Source organism: Citrobacter sp. HN-141 (genome assembly GCF_033341895.1).
Taxonomy (GTDB): domain Bacteria; phylum Pseudomonadota; class Gammaproteobacteria; order Enterobacterales; family Enterobacteriaceae; genus Citrobacter.
The window spans coordinates 180,684-201,399 of the sequence record NZ_JAWPBF010000008.1; the positions used below are offsets into that span (position 1 = coordinate 180,684).

The 20,716-nt window shown below is 50.6% G+C and carries 14 protein-coding genes; 4 read left to right on the forward strand and 10 right to left on the reverse strand.

Annotation, left to right across the window (positions count from 1 at the left end):
* Positions 1-22: 22 nt before the first annotated feature.
* The 8 genes from lpxK to serC form a co-directional block, all read right to left on the reverse strand.
* Positions 23-1,000, reverse strand: a complete 978-nt coding sequence (gene lpxK / locus RYZ59_RS12050; protein ID WP_202039022.1) for a tetraacyldisaccharide 4'-kinase — start codon at positions 998-1,000, stop codon at positions 23-25.
* Positions 997-2,745, reverse strand: a complete 1,749-nt coding sequence (msbA, locus tag RYZ59_RS12055) for a lipid A ABC transporter ATP-binding protein/permease MsbA (RefSeq protein ID WP_048212139.1) — start codon at positions 2,743-2,745, stop codon at positions 997-999. Before msbA ends, lpxK begins: the two co-directional genes overlap by 4 nt.
* Before the next feature lie 36 nt (positions 2,746-2,781).
* On the reverse strand, positions 2,782-5,046 hold the full coding sequence (locus RYZ59_RS12060) for a ComEC family protein (RefSeq protein ID WP_318047967.1): 2,265 nt from the start codon (positions 5,044-5,046) through the stop codon (positions 2,782-2,784).
* A gap of 206 nt (positions 5,047-5,252) precedes the next feature.
* Positions 5,253-5,537 carry an integration host factor subunit beta gene (gene ihfB / locus RYZ59_RS12065; RefSeq protein WP_003035780.1) on the reverse strand — a complete coding sequence of 95 codons (285 nt, stop codon included), beginning with the start codon at positions 5,535-5,537 and terminating at the stop codon, positions 5,253-5,255.
* A gap of 283 nt (positions 5,538-5,820) precedes the next feature.
* On the reverse strand, positions 5,821-7,494 hold the full coding sequence (gene rpsA / locus RYZ59_RS12070) for a 30S ribosomal protein S1 (RefSeq protein ID WP_003035776.1): 1,674 nt from the start codon (positions 7,492-7,494) through the stop codon (positions 5,821-5,823).
* A 113-nt stretch (positions 7,495-7,607) separates the two neighbouring features.
* Positions 7,608-8,291 carry a (d)CMP kinase gene (cmk, locus tag RYZ59_RS12075; protein ID WP_137382818.1) on the reverse strand — a complete coding sequence of 228 codons (684 nt, stop codon included), beginning with the start codon at positions 8,289-8,291 and terminating at the stop codon, positions 7,608-7,610.
* A gap of 171 nt (positions 8,292-8,462) precedes the next feature.
* Positions 8,463-9,746 carry a 3-phosphoshikimate 1-carboxyvinyltransferase gene (gene aroA, locus RYZ59_RS12080; RefSeq protein WP_202039024.1) on the reverse strand — a complete coding sequence of 428 codons (1,284 nt, stop codon included), beginning with the start codon at positions 9,744-9,746 and terminating at the stop codon, positions 8,463-8,465.
* A gap of 69 nt (positions 9,747-9,815) precedes the next feature.
* On the reverse strand, positions 9,816-10,904 hold the full coding sequence (gene serC, locus RYZ59_RS12085) for a 3-phosphoserine/phosphohydroxythreonine transaminase (RefSeq protein ID WP_318047966.1): 1,089 nt from the start codon (positions 10,902-10,904) through the stop codon (positions 9,816-9,818).
* 445 nt (positions 10,905-11,349) lie between these two features.
* On the opposite strand from serC, the gene ycaO reads away from it, so the two are divergent.
* The 4 genes from ycaO to pflA all read left to right on the forward strand — a co-directional run bounded on the left by ycaO (position 11,350) and on the right by pflA (position 17,764).
* The gene (gene ycaO, locus RYZ59_RS12090) at positions 11,350-13,110 is read left to right on the forward strand and encodes a 30S ribosomal protein S12 methylthiotransferase accessory factor YcaO (protein WP_202039025.1); all 1,761 of its coding nucleotides are present in this window, start codon (positions 11,350-11,352) and stop codon (positions 13,108-13,110) included.
* A 403-nt stretch (positions 13,111-13,513) separates the two neighbouring features.
* Positions 13,514-14,371, forward strand: a complete 858-nt coding sequence (gene focA, locus RYZ59_RS12095) for a formate transporter FocA (RefSeq protein WP_003831909.1) — start codon at positions 13,514-13,516, stop codon at positions 14,369-14,371.
* A 59-nt stretch (positions 14,372-14,430) separates the two neighbouring features.
* On the forward strand, positions 14,431-16,713 hold the full coding sequence (gene pflB / locus RYZ59_RS12100; RefSeq protein WP_045441256.1) for a formate C-acetyltransferase: 2,283 nt from the start codon (positions 14,431-14,433) through the stop codon (positions 16,711-16,713).
* 310 nt (positions 16,714-17,023) lie between these two features.
* A complete protein-coding gene (pflA, locus tag RYZ59_RS12105; protein WP_003035751.1) occupies positions 17,024-17,764 on the forward strand; it encodes a pyruvate formate lyase 1-activating protein in 741 nt (246 codons plus the stop codon).
* Positions 17,765-17,807: 43 nt separating this feature from the next.
* On the opposite strand, the gene RYZ59_RS12110 is transcribed toward pflA, so the two are convergent.
* Both RYZ59_RS12110 and RYZ59_RS12115 read right to left on the reverse strand, forming a co-directional pair.
* A complete protein-coding gene (locus tag RYZ59_RS12110; protein WP_318047965.1) occupies positions 17,808-19,229 on the reverse strand; it encodes an amino acid permease in 1,422 nt (473 codons plus the stop codon).
* 211 nt (positions 19,230-19,440) lie between these two features.
* Complete coding sequence (locus tag RYZ59_RS12115) at positions 19,441-20,589, reverse strand: MFS transporter (RefSeq protein ID WP_318047964.1); 1,149 nt, start codon at positions 20,587-20,589, stop codon at positions 19,441-19,443.
* Between the last annotated feature and the right edge of the window lie 127 nt (positions 20,590-20,716).

Below are 20,716 nucleotides of genomic sequence, written 5' to 3' on the forward strand. Positions count from 1 at the left end.
CCGCTGCCGCAGCTTGAATCGGTTAGCGAGTCAGCGAGATTAAGCTATTCAGCAACGCATCAGGCCGTTCGCCTGACAGATGTGCGTCAACGGGTAAATACCACCAGTTATCATCAGCAAATGCGCGGCATTTGACGGCATCTTTTTCCGTCATCACCAGCGTTTGTCCTTCGGCTAACAACGCACTGACGTCACTGTAGGTCAGAGACTGATGGTCCGCCAGCGCGACACATTTTTGTGGCCTGGCACCACATGCCTCAAGCGTGGCAAAAAAACGGGGTGGATGGCCGATACCCGCCATGGCAACAATATCAGACAGTTGCGCGACATCGCGGCGTTCACCGGTACGTAAATTAACGGCCAGCCCCGGCTCAAGATGCATGGGAATTTCACCCGGTCGCGCAACGCCGCCATTAACGATCGTGGCATCCACCGATTTCAGCCGACCAGCACGCTCACGCATTGGACCCGCAGGGAGCCACCAGCCGTTACCAAACCGACGCACACCGTCAATCACCACGATTTCCACATCACGTGCCAGACGATAGTGCTGTAACCCATCGTCTGTCACAATAATCTGCACGTCATGGTGAGCAAGGATCGCTTTTACCGCATCCGATCTTACCGGAGATACCGCTACGGGTACGCCGGTACGTTGAAAGATAAGCACAGGCTCATCACCCGCTTCTGCAGTAGTGGTGTCTGCCGTTAGCAATAGCGGATAGGCCGCTGCTTTCCCGCCATAGCCGCGAGACACTACGCCCACACGAATACCGCGTTGCTGCAGCTGTTCAACCAGCCAGATGACTACTGGTGTTTTACCATTGCCGCCTGCGGTCAGATTACCGACTACCACCACCGGTACTGGCGCACGCCATGCACGTTTAAGCCCAAGCTTGTAGCATAGACGAATCCCGCCACTCACCAGACCATATAGCCAGGAAAGTGGCAGTAATAATCGCCATAACGGCGATTCACCGGACCAGATACGTGCGATCATTGACCAAATTGCATTTTATGTAATTGTGCATAAACCCCACGCTGCTCAAGCAGTTCGCTGTGGGTTCCGCGCTCAACAATCAGCCCGTCTTCCACCACGATTATCTCGTCTGCCTGTTCAATGGTAGAAAGGCGGTGAGCAATAACCAGAGAGGTACGGTTTTTCTGTAGCTCGTCAAGTGCAGACTGAATCGCGCGTTCGGATTCAGTATCCAGCGCCGACGTAGCTTCATCGAGGATAAGGATCGGACTGTCGCGCAGCAAAGCGCGAGCAATGGCGATACGCTGGCGCTGACCACCTGAAAGCAGCACGCCGTTTTCGCCAATCACCGTATCCAGACCATCATCCATCTTGTTGATGAAATCCATGGCGTAGGCCATCTGTGCGGCTTTTTCGATCTGCTCACGGCTATACATATCGGTACGTGCGTAGGCGATATTGTTGGCAACCGTATCATTGAACAGGTGAACGTTCTGCGATACCAGCGCCACCTGATCGCGCAGAGATGACAGGGTGTATTCACGCAGGTCGTGCCCATCCATCAGAATCTGCCCTTCATCGATATCGTAGAAGCGCGTGATCAGGCTGGCGATAGTAGATTTACCAGAACCGGAACGTCCAACCAGGGCAACGGTTTTGCCCGCCGGAATATTCAGGTTGATGTTACGTAACGCAGGAATGTCGCGGCCCGGGTAGGTAAAGGTCACATTACGGAACTCCAGATCGCCGGAAGCGCGCTCAATGACGCGTTTACCTTCATCTTTCTCTTGTTCGCTATCCAGAATCGTAAATAAGGTCTGGCATGCCGCCATACCGCGCTGGAACTGGGCATTGACGTTAGTCAGTGACTTCAGCGGACGCATCAGGGCGATCATTGAAGAGAAGACAACGGTGATTGTCCCTGCCGTCAGGTTTTCCATCACGCTTGGGAAGCTGGCCGCATATAGCACGAAGGCCAGAGCCAGAGAAGCGATCAACTGGATGATAGGATCGGAGATAGAAGAGGCAGAAACCATCTTCATACCCTGCAAACGCATCTTGTTGCTGACTTTGTCAAAACGCTTGGTTTCAACTTCCTGACCACCAAAAATCAATACTTCTTTGTGGCCTTTCAGCATCTGCTCTGCGCTGGTGGTAACCTGCCCCATGGTGTTTTGCATGTTTTTACTGATGCTACGAAAACGCTTGGAAACCACACGAATGGCCACCGACACGATAGGCGCCAGCACAATCAGGATCAATGACAGCTGCCAACTGTAGTAGAACATCATGATAAACAGGCCAATAATTGAGGCCCCTTCACGTACCACAGTGATCAATGCACCGGAAGACGAAGACGCGACCTGCTCTGAATCATAGGTAATACGAGACAGCAGCGTACCAGTAGACTGTTTATCAAAAAAGGCGACAGGCATGCCCATCATATGACCAAACAGGCGGCGACGCATGGTCATGACCACTTTGCCTGACACCCATGAAATACAGTAGCTGGAGACATAGCTCGTAATACCACGAACTATCATCAGCCCAATGACCACCAGCGGCATCCACAGCAGCACAGAGCGATCGGTTTTACCAAAACCATCATCCAGTAATGGCTTGAGGAGCGATAACATGAAGGTATCGCTGGCCGCGTTAAGGACTAACGCTATACCCGCCACGATCAGACCCGATTTAAAAGGCGCTATGGTTGGCCATAGTCGGCGAAACGTCTGCCACGTAGAGAGATCTTTATCGTTATGCATTCAAAAAACCAGCATTTGTTAGAATAGCCGCATATTCTACCCGTTATCCTCCACCACGCCAAACCACTGATGATACCAACGGGGTAAAATCTGATCCCGTAAGCTGCGTATTCGCCAACTTTTTTGATAAATATCCAGCGTGATTTGCCCCTGGTGGGGTGTGTCCAGCCACTGATAATTTTGTTGCCGGTAACGCTGTCGGACTTTCCATGACGGTAGACGCCAGGCATTGTAGCGGGATGCTGAGGCTATTGCGGCCTGCCCGCCAACGCGTTGTATCAGCGCCAGTGAGGATGACGTGTTACTCCCATGGTGTGGAACCTGCACAAACGTAGCCTGCAGATGCTGCCAGTAGTGACTTAGCATTTTTTGTTCAGCGGGGGATTCAATATCTCCGGTCAGAAGAATACTCTGATGTCCGTCATCCACCTTTACCACACAGGAATGGTTATTCCCCTGCTCTTTATTTCCACTGACTGGCCAATGTGCGCTAAATGTTAATCCCTGCCATTGCCAGCGTTCCCCGCGAAAACAAGGGAGATGCCCTTTCCAACCCAACGGACTTCTGATCCACAGCGACGGCCAGGCTTGCTGTAGCGATTGCAACCCTCCCCGGTGATCCAAATGTTCGTGGCTTAGAATTACCCCTTGCGGTTCCAGATTGTGCCAACGTAGCCAGGGAATGATCAACTGCTGCGCACTATCGCCCTCGGGCCAGGCCAACCCGGTATCATAGAGAATCGCTTTGCCATTACGGGCAATCACTATTGCCAGCCCCTGCCCTACATCCAGCATATGTACCTGCCACAAATCAGCGCGGGGTGTTCTCCAGAACGGTCCACTCAATAACAAAAGCCCGGTAAAACAGGCAACCGGCAGCGTTTTCCAGGCATTTAATCGCCATGCAATAAGCATCAGCCATGGGGACAGTGCAAGCCATTGCCAACGCGCATCAATGTTGAGCCATCCTTCCGGTAAGCTATTGAGTCCCCAAAATAACAGCGCCAGAGAACGGTCGGCAAGATACCACAGCCCTGCCTCAATCATCACCTGACCGGTTAAATGCACGACCATACCCGCTAATATCAGAGGAACTGAAACAAATGTGACCAGCGGTACCGCAAATAAATTGGCCAGGAATGCGCTCAGGCTAACACCGTGAAATAATGCGATTTGGACAGGCAGAAGCAGTACCGTAATTCCCAGTTGAAGATGAGCAAGCGCCAGCACTGCACGTCCGATAGGCGAGAGCGGCCAGTACGGCATCGGCATCCACTGATACCAGAATATCAGCGCCGCTACGGCGAAAGCAGACAACCACAGGCTTTGTGAAAGCACCGCGACCGGATCCACTACCACAATTGCTGCCAGGCAGGTAATCCAGACAGCCCAGCCACTCCACTGCCTGCCGCTTAGTTTTAGTATCCCCCATACCATTAGCGCGGTGACCGTGCGTAATGCCGGTGGCTGCAGCCCCGTCAGCCAGGCATACAATGCAGCGCAGAGCACACCCCCGACTAACGGAGCCTGCCAGCAGATCCAGCGTGCCGGCATAAAAAATTGTCCACCGCGTATCAGTCCGCCAGCGAGGAGTGCGGCAAAAGCAATATGCAGCCCGGAAATGGCCATCAAATGTGCGGTTCCGGTATCACGCATTATATTTTTTACCGTCTGCGATATGGACAAACGTTCCCCCATCCCCAGTCCCAGTATGACTTGCTGCCAGGGATAGGCGGCAAGCGTGGTTTTTAGCGAGGAGAGATAACGTGCACGCAGACTGCATTGCGGCGTAATCACTGAGGCCTGCAGAAAACGCCCCGTCAGCGGCTGATGCTGTGCCAATGCATAGCGCTGGCTATCAAATCCACCTTCATTCAGTTGTCCATGCACAGCGCGAACTTTCAGCGTCATCGCCCATGTCTGACCTGCGCAAACATCGCCGGGTAAGTACTGCCCATACAGGACGACGCCAACGGCAGGAAATATCCGTCTCCCCTGAAGGTGTGTAATCTGACCGTAGTGCGTGGTTATATTGTCGGTCCCGGTTATTTGAACGATAGCCTGCTGTGTTTTGGCCGGGAGCGTATCCCCAGCCCAGATAACCTCTTTCGCTGCCAGTATTCCCCACAGGAAAAACAGCAGGACTAATCCGGCGTAATGCATATATCGATGAGGAATGAGACAAAGCAGACACGCCAGACCAAATACAAAGCTGACGCACAGCATGTCAGGTAATACGGGTAATACCGTCAGCGGGAGAATGCCGCATAACGCACACGTACTGATTGTTGTTATTTTCATATGACACCTCCCTGTGACAGAGAGTGTGCAGGACAACTCAGCAGATGTCTGGCAACTATTTACGGGTAAACGAGGTGCATTCCGCTGTTATTTAACTGCAGATGTAACATACAACCAGGTTGGGAGAGCGATTCCAGTACAGAGAGGTAAAAATGAAAAAAGCACCCATACAGGTGCTTTTCTCGGAGCTAAGTCTTGCTGAGGACTTAACCGTAAATATTGGCGCGATCGCGCAATTCTTTACCCGGTTTAAAGTGCGGAACATATTTTCCTTCCAGATCCACTTTATCGCCAGTCTTCGGATTACGTCCGGTGCGTGGTGCGCGGTAATGCAAAGAAAAACTACCGAAACCGCGGATTTCAATACGCTCGCCCTGCGCAAGAGTCGAGGCCATATGTTCCAGCATCTCTTTTACTGCATCTTCAACCGCTTTCGCGGGAATATGAGGTTGCTGGGTTGCAAGTCTTTCAATCAATTCTGACTTGGTCATGATTCCTCCGGTTCCTTAAAGGCAAAATTAGCTGCTGCATTGATTAAGGGCGGCCGTAGCCGCCCTTTGTCATTGATTACAGGACGAATCCTGTAATCTGTCAAGCTACTCGTCACCCTTTGTGCTGTTAATAGCACAAAGGATTATACCCGTCATACTTCAAGCTGCATGTGCGTTGGCTACGCTCGTTCACCCCAATCACTTACTGAAGTAAGCTCCTGGGGATTCGCTCCCTTGCCGCCTTCCTGCAACTCGAATTATTTAGGGTATAGAGTACTCGATATTACTCGCCTTTAGCTGCTTTGAAAGCTTCAGCCATTGCGTTGTTAGAGAAGTTTGCATCTTCCTGTTTGTTAACAGTCGCGATTGCATCTTTCTCATCAGCTTCGTCTTTAGCACGAACAGACAGGCTGATTGCACGGTTCTTACGATCAACGCCGGTGAATTTAGCTTCAACGTCGTCGCCTACGCTCAGAACCAGAGTTGCATCTTCAACGCGGTCACGTGAAGCTTCAGAAGCGCGCAGGTAACCTTCAACGCCGTCAGCCAGTTCTACGGTTGCGCCTTTAGCGTCAACTGCAGTGACTTTACCGTTTACGATTGCGCCTTTCTTGTTCAGTGCAACCCAGTTGTTGAACGGATCTTCTGCGAGCTGTTTAACGCCCAGAGAGATACGCTCACGTTCTGCATCAACCTGCAGAACAACTGCTGCGATTTCGTCGCCTTTTTTGTATTCACGTACTGCTTCTTCGCCTGCAACGTTCCAGGAGATGTCAGACAGGTGAACCAGGCCGTCGATGCCGCCGTCCAGGCCGATGAAGATACCGAAGTCAGTGATAGACTTGATTTTACCTTCAACACGGTCGCCCTTGTTGTGGGTTTCCGCGAACTGCTGCCATGGGTTGTTTTTGCACTGCTTCAGACCCAGGGAGATACGACGACGTTCTTCGTCGATATCCAGAACCATAACTTCCACTACATCGCCAACGTTAACAACTTTGGACGGGTGGATGTTTTTGTTGGTCCAATCCATTTCGGAAACGTGTACCAGGCCTTCAACGCCTTCTTCGATTTCAACGAAGCAGCCGTAGTCGGTCAGGTTGGTCACGCGACCAGTCAGTTTGGTACCTTCCGGATAACGCTTAGCGATAGCTACCCATGGATCTTCGCCCAGCTGTTTCAGGCCCAGAGATACACGAGTACGCTCGCGGTCGAACTTCAGCACTTTAACAGTGATTTCGTCGCCAACGTTTACGATTTCGCTCGGATGCTTAACGCGTTTCCATGCCATGTCGGTGATGTGCAGCAGGCCGTCAACGCCACCCAGATCAACGAATGCACCGTAGTCAGTGAGGTTCTTAACGATACCTTTAACTTCCATGCCTTCCTGCAGGTTTTCCAGCAGCTGATCGCGTTCTGCGCTGTTTTCGGATTCGATAACGGCACGACGGGAAACAACAACGTTGTTACGCTTCTGATCCAGCTTGATTACTTTGAATTCAAGCTCTTTGCCTTCCAGGTGCAGCGTGTCGCGGACCGGACGAACGTCTACCAGGGAACCCGGCAGGAACGCGCGAATACCATTCAGCTCAACAGTGAAGCCACCCTTGACTTTGCCATTGATAACACCAGTAACGGTTGCAGCTTCTTCGTAAGCTTTTTCCAGCGTGATCCAAGCTTCGTGACGTTTAGCTTTTTCACGGGACAGCAGGGTTTCACCGAAGCCGTCTTCTACTGCATCCAGAGCAACGTCAACTTCGTCACCAACCTGGATTTCCAGCTCGCCCTGGGCGTTTTTGAACTGCTCTGCCGGAATGGCGGACTCAGATTTCAGACCGGCGTCAACCAGTACTACGTCTTTGTCGATAGCAACAACAACACCACGAACGATGGAACCCGGGCGGGTTTCGATTTCTTTTAAGGATTCTTCAAACAGTTGAGCAAAAGATTCAGTCATGTTTAATCTTCAGGTTTCATATTTAACGTCCACCTGGCTCCATGCCGGATGGGGTTGTTTAACATACCCGCTGTCAATCCATTGCAACGGGGGTACTGCAAATTCGGTCGCACTTATGCGAGAGCCAGTTTTTGGCGCGCGTATTGTAACGCTTTTTCAATCACTTGCTCAATGCTTAATCGGGTTGAATCCAAAACTAAAGCATCAGCAGCGGGAACCAGCGGCGCTACAGCACGGTTGCGATCACGATCATCGCGTTCTTCGATCTCGGCCAAAAGGCGTTCAAAGTTAACACTAAAGCCCTTCTCCTGCAACTGTAGCATACGTCGATGCGCACGTTCTTGCGAGGAGGCGTCCAGAAAAATTTTTACTGGCGCATCAGGGAACACCACCGTGCCCATATCACGTCCGTCGGCGATCAGGCCTGGCGCTTCGCGGAAGGCTCGCTGGCGGCGTAAAAGCGCTTCGCGCACACGGGGAAATGCAGCCACCTGGGATGCGGCATTTGCCACTTCCTGAGTGCGGATTTCACCACTGACATCTTCGCCTTCCAGGATTACTTCCAGATTGCCGTCTGTTGAGATAAAACGCACATCCAGATGCGACGCAAGCGGTACCAGAGCATCTTCAGAAGTCACATCAACATGATGATGCAACGCCGCAAGAGCCAGTACACGGTAGATCGCACCTGAATCTAACAGATGCCACTGCAATGCTTCCGCCATTGCCTTGCACAAGGTGCCTTTACCTGCACCACTTGGGCCATCAATGGTAATAACCGGGGCAATTGCCGTCATCTTTTTCTCCTTAAACAGGCATACGTTAACGTGAACGCCGCGCATTATACGCGCCAACGTCTACGAACGTTATCTTTGTGTGAAAAATACAGACTCATTGAAGCTGAGTGTAGAATAAATGGGCAATCGGAGATGACGGAATGTGCCGCACCCGAAGATGCGGCAATAAAGTCAGGCAGGTGTGCTGATACGGGCCAGTTGTTCGAAGTAATCCGGGAAGGTTTTCGCGGTACATTTCGGGTCAAGGATGGTAACGGGTGTGTCAGACAGCGCCACCAGCGAGAAACACATCGCCATACGGTGATCGTTATAGGTCGCAATATCCGCAAACTGCAGCTTAACCGGCGGAGTGATACGAATAAAATCATGCCCCTCTTCAACTTCCGCGCCCACTTTCCGTAGCTCTGTTGCCATAGCAAACAGACGGTCAGTCTCTTTGACACGCCAGTTGTAAATGTTCCGTAAAGTCGTTGTGCCCTTTGCAAACAGCGCGGCGGTCGCAATGGTCATTGCCGCATCAGGAATATGATTCATATCCATATCAACAGCGTTCAACTCACCGTGCGTACAGGCAATAAAATCATCACCCCATGTCACGGTCGCGCCCATTTTTTCCAGCACATCGGCAAAGCGAATATCACCCTGCATGCTATGACGCCCAATTCCGGTAACCTTCACCGTACCGCCTTTGATCGCGCCGGCCGCGAGAAAATACGAAGCCGATGAAGCATCGCCTTCTACCAGATAAGCGCCCGGAGACTGGTACTGTTGGTTGCCCTGTACGACAAAACGCTGGTAGTTCTGGTTTTCAATGTCAACACCAAACGTTTTCATCAGGTTCAGCGTGATGTCGATGTACGGTTTTGACACCAGATCGCCTTTAATCGCGATTGTCGTATCCTGCGGCGCCAGCGGTGCTGTCATCAGCAGCGCGGTCAGGAACTGGCTGGAAACGCTGCCGTCTACCTCAACCTGTCCCCCGGTGAAGCCACCGCGTAAACGTAAAGGCGGATAGTTTTCCTGCTCCAGGTATTCAATATTCGCTCCGCCCTGGCGCAGTGCGTCAACCAGGTGGCCAATCGGGCGCTCCTTCATGCGCGGTTCACCCGTCAACACGATATCATTGCTGCCCAGGCACAGAGCGGCGGCCAGCGGGCGCATTGCGGTTCCGGCGTTGCCAAGGAACAGCTCTACAGCGCCTTCGGCATGCAGCGGACCACCATTCCCCGTAATTTCACAGCGGGTACGATCGGCCGAAAGGGTATAGCTAATCCCCAACGCATTAAGCGCATTCAGCATATGGCGGACATCATCACTGTCCAGCAGGTTTGTCAGGACAGTGGTGCCATTTGCTAATGCAGCCAGCAGCAAAGCGCGGTTAGAAACACTTTTGGAACCAGGTAGATTGATGGTGCCATCCACCCGCGCAATGGGTTGTAACGTCAGGGATTCCATGAAACTCAACTCTCAAAAACAGACATAAAAACCCCACAGGCTGGCTGTGGGGATGAAAAGTACAGCAGATTAGCCGCGGCGACGCTCGAAATCGACCATGAAATCTGTCAGTGCTTTTACGCCTTCCAGCGGCATAGCATTGTAGATGGACGCACGCATACCGCCGACCACACGATGCCCTTTCAGCGCGTGCAGGCCCGCAGCAAAAGACTCTTCCAGGAAGAGTTTATCGAGCGCGCTGTCAGCCAACTGGAACGGGACGTTCATACGTGAACGGTTCGACTTCGCCACATCGTTGCGGTAGAAATCGCTGTTATCAATCACGCCGTACAGCAGTTCTGCTTTTTGCTGGTTAATTTTATCCATTGCGCTGACGCCGCCCTGTTTCTTCAGCCATTTAAAGACCAGGCCAGACAGATACCAGGCAAAGGTCGGTGGCGTGTTAAACATGGAGTCGTTGTCATTTAGTACGGTATAGTCAAGAATCGACGGGCAAGACACGTGGGCTTTGCCCAGTAAATCTTCGCGTACGATGACAATGGTCAGCCCCGCAGGACCAATATTTTTCTGCGCCCCGGCATAGATAACGCCATAGCGGCTAACATCAAGCGGCGCGGAAAGAATGGTAGAAGACAGATCCGCCGTCACCACCACATTGCTGGCAAAATTCGGCGTTTCATCAATCGCGATACCGTCGATGGTTTCGTTCGGGCAATAGTGCAGATACGCCGCGTTGTCAGAAAGCTGCCATTCGCTCATCGACTTCACAGCGCGCAGGCCGTCAACGGTGACTTTGGCATCAATAACGTTTGGCGTGCAGTATTTTTTCGCTTCTTTAATTGCACTGGCGGCCCAATAACCGGCATCGACGTAATCCGCGGTGGTTTTATCACCCAGAATATTTAACGGGATACCCGCGAACTGCCCGCGACCACCGCCATGGCAGAACAACACTTTATAGTTGGAGGGGATGCTGAGAAGATCGCGAAAATCCTGCTCCGCTTCCTCTGCAACCTGGATAAACTCTTTGCCTCGGTGGCTAATTTCCATCACCGACGTGCCAAGACCGTTCCAGTCACAAAGATCCTGTTGAGCCAGTTTAAGTACTTCCGCCGGAAGCATTGCCGGACCTGAACTAAAATTGAAGACCTGAGCCATTTCCCCTCACCACGTTGTGTTGTTATCCAATCAACATCCTGTCGTTTACGATAATTCCTGTGACAGACATTGGTATAAGTTATTCCTGTGGATATCGGTTTTATCATTCAGTGACACGCGCCGCAATGGGTAAAACTGGCCAGGGCAAAAATGAGCGATGCGTCACACAACAGAATCTATCGGATTGACGGATAAAAACCGAGATTTTCGCTATCAGGAGGCGCATTTTGCCCAACCGACCTGCGACCATTCTGGTTTTGCATAGCGCAGAGATATATAAAGAAAGAAGCCCCCCTTCCCTTCAGCAGATAGTCCGCAGACATTCGACTGAACACGCTACGGTGTGAATCAAAGGCTTTATTTACGCCGAGGCTCCGGCGGCGATGGCGCCATTCATTGAAAACCCGTATCATTGCGCGCTTTCCGTACGACAAAAGTGATTTTCATGACGCAAACATTTATCCCCGGCAAAGATGCCGCACTGGAAGATTCCATCGCTCGCTTCCAGCAAAAATTACTCGACCTCGGTTTTCAAATTGAAGAAGCCTCATGGTTGAACCCCGTTCCTAACGTCTGGTCTGTACATATTCGCGACAAAGAATGCGCGCTGTGCTTTACCAACGGTAAAGGTGCGACGAAAAAAGCGGCGCTGGCCTCCGCACTGGGCGAATATTTTGAGCGTCTGTCCACGAATTACTTCTTTGCGGATTTCTGGCTGGGCGAAACCATCGCTAACGGCCCGTTCGTACATTACCCGAACGAAAAATGGTTCCCACTGACTGAAGATGATGACGTACCTGAAGGTTTGCTGGATGCGCGTCTGCGTGCATTCTACGATCCAGACAATGAACTGACCGGTAGCATGCTTATCGATCTGCAATCCGGCAATGAAGAACGCGGCGTTTGCGGCCTGCCGTTTACCCGTCAGTCAGATAATCAGACCGTTTACATTCCGATGAACATCATCGGTAACCTGTATGTATCTAACGGTATGTCTGCGGGTAACACACCGAATGAAGCCCGCGTTCAGGGGCTGTCTGAAGTTTTTGAGCGCTATGTGAAGAACCGCATTATCGCGGAAAGCATCAGCCTGCCGGAAATTCCGGCTGAAGTGATGGCGCGTTACCCGGCAGTCGTTGAATCCATTGCAAAGCTGGAAGCCGAAGGATTCCCAATCTTCGCGTATGACGGTTCGCTGGGCGGCAAATACCCGGTTATCTGCGTTGTCTTGTTCAACCCGGCTAACGGCACCTGTTTTGCCTCTTTCGGCGCTCACCCGGATTTCGGTGTTGCACTGGAGCGTACCGTCACTGAACTGTTGCAGGGCCGTGGTCTGAAAGATCTTGACGTCTTCACTCCTCCAACCTTCGACGATGAAGAAGTGGCTGAGCACACTAACCTCGAAACGCACTTCATCGATTCCAGCGGTCTGATCTCCTGGGATCTGTTCAAGCAGGATGCCGATTACCCGTTCGTTGACTGGAATTTCTCCGGTACAACGGAAGAAGAGTTCGCCACCCTGATGGCGATCTTCAAAGCGGAAGATAAAGAAGTCTACATAGCCGACTATGAGCATCTGAGCGTTTACGCTTGCCGCATTATCGTCCCGGGCATGTCCGACATCTACCCAGCAGAAGATTTGTGGTTAGCCAACAACAGCATGGGAGCGCACCTGCGTGAGACCATTCTCTCTCTGCCAGGCAGCGAATGGGAAAAAGAAGACTACCTCAACCTGCTCGCACAGCTGGATGAAGAAGGATTTGACGACTTCACTCGCGTACGTGAGCTGCTGGGTTTGGCGACCGGTGCGGATAATGGCTGGTATACCCTGCGCATTGGCGAGCTCAAAGTAATGCTGGCTCTGGCGGGGGGTGACCTTGAGCAGGCACTGATCTGGACGGAATGGACAATGGAATTTAACGCATCCGTCTTTAGTGCTGAACGCGCAAACTATTACCGTTGCCTGCAAACGCTGCTGCTGTTGTCACAGGAAGAGGACCGCCAGCCGCTGCAGTACCTTAACGCATTTGTTCGTATGTACGGTGCAGAGGCAGTTGAAGCAGCAAGCGCAGCAATGAGCGGAGAAGCGCCATTCTACGGATTACAAACGGTTGATAGCGATCTGCAGGCTTTCCCGGCACATCAGTCTCTGCTGAAAGCCTATGAGAAGCTGCAACGCGCGAAAGCAGCACACTGGTCAAAATAGTGGCAAACAGCCCGCGTTGAGTAGGCTAAACGTATTGTCTGGGCTATATTACGGGGCGCTTTAAGCGCCCTGTTTTTTATTTTTGTCTACTCAAAAATAAATGTAAAAGCAAGGTTAAATATTAGTAGTTGATATTAAAAATTTTGGTTTATTAATATCGATATTTATCTCAATTACTCCATTTTAATTAACCGTCCACCTGGAGGCATAAAGAAAAAATTCAACTCACTTTATAATTTTTAAAATTTATTTTTATATGGATAATCAACAAGTTACACCGTAATTGCATAAAAACCATGCGTCTTACGGGCCTATAAGCCAGGCGAGATATGATCTATATCAAATTCTCATCTATAATGCTTTGTTAGTATCTCGTCGCCGACTTAATAAAGAGAGAGTTAGTGTGAAAGCTGACAACCCTTTTGATCTTATACTTCCTGCTGCTATGGCCAAAGTTGCCGAAGAAGCAGGCGTCTATAAAGCAACGAAACATCCGCTTAAGACGTTCTATCTGGCAATTACTGCCGGTGTGTTCATTTCAATTGCCTTTGTTTTCTATATCACTGCCACAACCGGTACCGGCACAATGCCTTTCGGCATGGCAAAGTTGGTGGGTGGTATCTGCTTTTCCCTGGGGCTGATCCTTTGCGTTGTCTGCGGCGCTGACCTCTTCACTTCAACCGTACTGATTGTCGTCGCTAAAGCCAGTGGTCGTATTACCTGGGGTCAGTTAGCGAAGAACTGGCTTAACGTTTATGTCGGTAACCTGATTGGTGCGCTGATCTTTGTGTTACTCATGTGGCTTTCTGGCGAGTATATGACCGCCAACGGCGCGTGGGGACTCAACGTCCTGCAAACTGCCGACCACAAAGTGCACCATACTTTTGTTGAAGCTGTAAGCCTGGGTATTCTGGCTAACCTAATGGTGTGTCTGGCCGTCTGGATGAGCTACTCTGGTCGCAGCCTGATGGACAAAGCGTTTATCATGGTATTACCGGTCGCAATGTTTGTTGCCAGCGGTTTTGAGCACAGTATCGCAAACATGTTTATGATCCCTATGGGTATCGTAATACGCGATTTCGCCACCCCGGAATTCTGGACCGCTGTCGGTTCTTCTCCGGAGAATTTTTCTCACCTGACCGTGATGAATTTCATCACCGATAACCTGATTCCGGTTACGATCGGTAACATTATCGGCGGCGGTTTGTTGGTCGGGTTGACATACTGGGTCATTTACCTGCGTGGTAACGATCATCATTAATCTGTTGATGCTCATTACACGCAGTAAATAAAAAATCCACTTAAGAAGGTAGGTGTTACATGTCCGAGCTTAATGAAAAGTTAGCCACAGCCTGGGAAGGTTTTACCAAAGGTGATTGGCAGAATGAAGTAAACGTCCGTGACTTCATTCAGAAAAACTACACTCCGTATGAGGGTGACGAGTCCTTCCTGGCTGGCGCAACTGAAGCGACCACTGCACTGTGGGACAGCGTAATGGAAGGCGTTAAACAGGAAAACCGCACTCACGCGCCTGTTGACTTTGACACCTCCGTTGCTTCTACCATCACTTCTCACGACGCTGGCTACATCAACAAAGCGCTCGAGAAAATTGTTGGTCTGCAGACTGAAGCTCCGCTGAAACGTGCGATTATCCCGTTTGGCGGTATCAAAATGGTTGAAGGTTCCTGCAAAGCGTACAATCGCGAACTGGACCCGATGCTGAAAAAAATCTTCACCGAATACCGTAAAACCCACAACCAGGGTGTATTCGATGTTTATACCAAAGACATTCTGAACTGCCGTAAATCCGGTGTTCTGACTGGTCTGCCAGATGCGTATGGCCGTGGCCGTATCATCGGTGACTACCGTCGCGTTGCGCTGTACGGTATCGACTACCTGATGAAAGACAAATACGCTCAGTTCGTCTCTCTGCAATCAGACCTGGAAAATGGCGTAAACCTGGAAGCGACTATCCGTCTGCGTGAAGAAATCGCTGAACAGCACCGCGCTCTGGGTCAGATCAAAGAAATGGCGGCTAAATATGGCTGCGATATCTCTGGTCCGGCTACCAACGCTCAGGAAGCTATCCAGTGGACTTACTTCGGCTACCTGGCCGCTGTTAAATCTCAGAACGGTGCAGCAATGTCCTTCGGTCGCGTATCCACCTTCCTGGATGCTTACATCGAACGTGATATCAAAGCTGGCAAAATCACCGAGCAAGACGCTCAGGAAATGATTGACCACCTGGTCATGAAACTGCGTATGGTTCGTTTCCTGCGTACGCCTGAATATGATGAACTGTTCTCCGGTGACCCGATTTGGGCAACTGAATCTATCGGTGGTATGGGCGTTGACGGCCGTACTCTGGTTACCAAAAACAGCTTCCGCTTCCTGAACACCCTGTACACCATGGGTCCTTCTCCGGAGCCGAACATCACTGTTCTGTGGTCTGAAAAACTGCCTCTGAACTTCAAGAAATTCGCCGCTAAAGTGTCCATCGACACCTCTTCTCTGCAGTACGAGAACGATGACCTGATGCGTCCGGACTTCAACAACGACGACTACGCTATCGCTTGCTGCGTAAGCCCAATGGTTGTTGGTAAACAAATGCAGTTCTTCGGTGCGCGTGCAAACCTGGCGAAAACCATGCTGTACGCAATCAACGGCGGCGTTGATGAAAAACTGAAAATGCAGGTTGGTCCTAAATCTGAACCGATCAAAGGCGACGTTCTGAACTTCGACGAAGTGATGGAGCGCATGGATCACTTCATGGACTGGCTGGCTAAACAGTACGTCACTGCACTGAACGTTATCCACTACATGCATGACAAGTACAGCTACGAAGCCTCTCTGATGGCGCTGCACGACCGTGACGTTATCCGCACCATGGCGTGTGGTATCGCTGGTCTGTCCGTTGCTGCTGACTCCCTGTCTGCAATCAAATATGCGAAAGTTAAACCGATTCGTGACGAAGACGGCCTGGCTGTTGACTTCGAAATCGAAGGCGAATATCCGCAGTTCGGTAACAACGACTCTCGCGTGGATGACATGGCGGTTGACCTGGTAGAACGTTTCATGAAGAAAATTCAGAAACTGACTACTTACCGTAACGCTATCCCGACTCAGTCTGTTCTGACCATCACTTCTAACGTTGTGTATGGTAAGAAAACTGGTAACACCCCAGATGGTCGTCGTGCTGGCGCGCCGTTCGGACCGGGTGCTAACCCAATGCACGGCCGTGACCAGAAAGGTGCTGTTGCCTCTCTGACCTCCGTTGCTAAACTGCCGTTTGCTTACGCGAAAGATGGTATCTCTTACACCTTCTCTATCGTTCCGAACGCACTGGGTAAAGACGACGAAGTTCGTAAGACCAACCTGGCGGGTCTGATGGATGGTTACTTCCACCATGAAGCGTCCATCGAAGGTGGTCAGCACCTGAACGTGAACGTCATGAACCGTGAAATGCTGCTGGATGCGATGGAACATCCGGAAAAATATCCGCAGCTGACCATCCGTGTTTCTGGCTACGCAGTACGTTTTAACTCCCTGACTAAAGAACAGCAGCAGGACGTTATTACTCGTACCTTCACTCAGACCATGTAATTGGTTTTGACTGAAATCGTACTTTAAAAAGCGTACAATAAAGGCTCCACGTAAGTGGGGCCTTTTTAATAGCCTGCTTTGTCAGCTATCTATACTTATATACTCGATGGATTTCGAGTTGCATTGAGGCAGCAACGGAGTGAATCCCCTGGAGCGTACAGGAGTACGTGACTGGGGTGAGCGAAGGAAGCTAACAAAGATGCAGCTTGAAATACGAAAAGTATGGATAGCAGCCAAAACAGACTCGACACAGTTAATAACTGTGCACTAACACTGGCCCCGGATGGGCCACACCTGGAGAAACACCGCAATGTCAGTTATTGGTCGCATTCACTCCTTTGAATCCTGTGGCACTGTTGATGGCCCGGGCATCCGCTTTATTACCTTCTTTCAGGGCTGCCTGATGCGCTGCCTGTATTGCCACAACCGTGACACATGGGATACGCACGGCGGTAAAGAAGTCACCGTCGATGAACTAATGAAAGAAGTCGTGACCTATCGTCACTTTATGAACGCATCCGGTGGTGGCGTAACAGCATCCGGCGGAGAGGCTATTCTGCAAGCTGAATTCGTCCGTGACTGGTTCCGTGCCTGTAAGAAAGAAGGTATTCATACCTGTCTTGATACTAACGGTTTTGTCCGCCGCTACGACCCGGTGATTGATGAGTTGCTGGAAGTGACCGATCTGGTGATGCTCGATCTGAAACAGATGAACGACGAGATCCACCAGAACCTGGTCGGCGTGTCTAACCATCGCACACTGGAGTTTGCCCGTTACCTGTCCAACAAAGATATCAAGGTGTGGATCCGCTATGTTGTCGTACCAGGCTGGTCCGATGATGATGATTCAGCGCACCGTTTGGGCGAATTTACCCGTGATATGGGCAATGTCGAAAAAATCGAACTGCTGCCATACCACGAGTTGGGTAAACACAAATGGGTGGCGATGGGTGAAGAATACAAACTGGATGGCGTGAAGCCGCCGAAAAAAGAGACCATGGAGCGCGTCAAGGGCATCCTTGAGCAGTATGGTCACAAAGTGATGTACTAAGTCTTGTGGTGGGTAACGGACCTGTTACCCACCCTATTTCCCCTTAACGCCCTCTTCTTGCCAGCAGCGGGAAAATCAATCCCAGTCCAACCAGCACAAACGGCGTCACGATGTTCAGCGTGAGCTGGAATGTCCACTCTGGAGTAAAGGCTTCCATTTTCGGAAAGATTCCCGTGAGGCAGGCAAACGCAGTAAACGCAAAACACCAAATTCCCACGGTCATCGCAAGCGTTCGGTTACGAATGAAGACATATTCCGGTTTATATTTCTGCGCCAGACGAATAACGGCAATAAATGCCACAAACACCCACAGATAGCGCAGAGGCATCACCACTGAATTCAGATTCAGTAGCCATTTATACAAGTTGTTCATGTCACCGATACCCAGCGTTGGCAACATAATCAAAATGGCCACCAGCACCAGTGTCAGAATATAGCCATTCACCGGTGTCCCAGAGGCATTGGTTTTACACAGGCTTTCAGGAATATATTTGCGATCGGCATCGCCCAGTAAAACTTTAAGCGGCGCATCAATAGAAAACACCAAAGCCGCAATTTGACCTAACGTGTTGGCAACTGCATAAATAACCATCAATGTGTTACCCATGCCGTAATACTCCCCGAGCTTCTGGAAAGCGTAATACTGGCCATTAGTCATTAAGTCATCAGGAATATGCTGAGAGTCAAACATCATCCCCATTGCCAGAGAACCCAAGATCGCACACACCGCCACCATCACCGCCAGAACTAACATCCCTTTCGGAAATTCTTTGCCCGGGTTACGCGTCTGGTTAACGTATGGAGAGATTTTCTCCGCGCCACCGACCGCAAAGACCAGCATAGAGATCGTTGTGATATAGGTAAAATCGATATGCGGGATAAAAGATTCCCAGGTGATATTGGTTGTGGCGATCTGCACATCAGTAATCGCCGGAGCGGTAACGGCCATTACGACATACAGAATGGACATCACAAACATCGCGATCCCCGCAACCGATCCAACGATTTTAAGCGATTTCATGCCACGGGATGCAACCCACATGAAAAAGATAAACAGCGCTAACGTCAGCCCCTGCAACGCCACCACGGTGTACTCTTTAATCAGCGAGCCATCGCCTTTCAGCGCCCATCCCAGAGCAATCAGAATAGCCTGTGGCTTTTGCGCCAGATAAGGGATATGCACCACCCAATAGGTCCACGCGGCGAGATAAGCCAGTCCCGGTCCCATTGTGTGTTTAATCCAGGTACTAACCCCACCTTTACCGTCTTTAAACGTGGAGCCAAGTTGTCCGACAATCAGTGCATAAGGGATAAAATAGAGGGCGAAAATAAATATCCATGAAGAGACAACCACTAATCCCTGATTAGCATAGTTATTTACAACATTACCGAATCCCCATACGGTAATAAAAGACATCAATGCGATGTTGTACCACCGCAATTGTTTTTCCTGCGCACTTGCCATTGGCGATCCTTCGTAGACGCTATTTTTGATAATCAATAAATGAAGCGAGGGATTATGCGCGGTAAAATGGCCAAGCGGAAACGGCAGAATGTAAAACTATAATCTTCTGCACATTTTATTTTCAGGAAAGAATAGCGATACTTAAATAAAACAGGCTCCCATAAAGTATACATAAACAGCATGTATGGGAACCTGTTTTTATCCTGTTAGATCAGATATGCGCCACAGAATTCGGTGTATGTCCTGTCTTACGCAGCAGCATCAGTAAATAAATAAACGATACGCTGGCAATCATGATAAACAGTAAACTGTCAGAGTAATTTTGCATCAGCATTGCGGTAAATGATGGCCCAAGCAGGCTACCCACGGTATAGCTTAATAACAATGCCTGGTTCATAGCGACCAACTGATGATGTTCTACTTTCTCGCAGGCCCAGGCCATCGCAACCGGATAAAGAGTGAAACCTGCCGCGCCCAGCATAAACAATGCAGGTGCCATCGCCGCCTGATTTAGCATGGCGATACTCCCGACGATCACCACAAAGACCTGGACGCGCAAAACCAGCAGACGACCTAATTTATCGGCCAGACGACCAATTGGCCATTGTCCCAGAATACCTGCACTGACCAGTACCGCCATCCAGAAACCAATGCTGGCATTGCTGACACCCTGATGGTTGAGGTACAGCGGCATCAGGCCATACAGTGACCCCAGCACAATCCCGGAGATAATGCAGCCATTTACCCCCAGACGGGCCTGGCGAAGCTTCAGCATAGAAACAATGGGGGTTGACTGTTGTTCATCACCCTGCTGATTCACAATGCGGGTAAAGAGCAGCGGTAATACTCCGGCAAGGATAGTGCCGGTCACCCACGGCAGAACATTCATTAATTCTGTCGAGACTTTGCTGACCAATAATTGTCCTAAAAACGTCCCCACGTAATAGACCATCATATAGGCGGCAAGTAAGCGTCCACGGTTACGCGACGTCCCGCTGCACATCAACGCACTCTCCACCACCACCCAGATCATGGCACAACCGATTCCCGCGATAAAACGCCAGGTCATCCAGCTCCAAAAACCGACCATGAGGCCCAGCCCGACACAGCCCGCGGCAAAAATAAGCGACGCGATGTAATAGCTGCGGTTAAAACCGAGGTGTTTAATTAAGTACCCGGTCAGTAACGTTCCAACCAGATTTCCGGTGAAATAAGACGAACTGACCACTCCTACCTGCCAGGTTGGCAGATTTTCATGGGCGAGCCAAAGCGGGACGAGCGTGTTTAACACGGCGATCGCCAGGGTCAACAGAAGCAGCCCGCACAGCAATAGCATGACGGGACGGGTATAGGTGGACATGAATAAAAACCGTGAGGAAGTTCAAATTTCATGCGCATCATGCCACTGCAAAAAACATTGTCAATCGGCGCAATCAGGGGCCTGAGGCGCTTTCAGGAGGATCGATTCGTATTACTGATTCTTAATG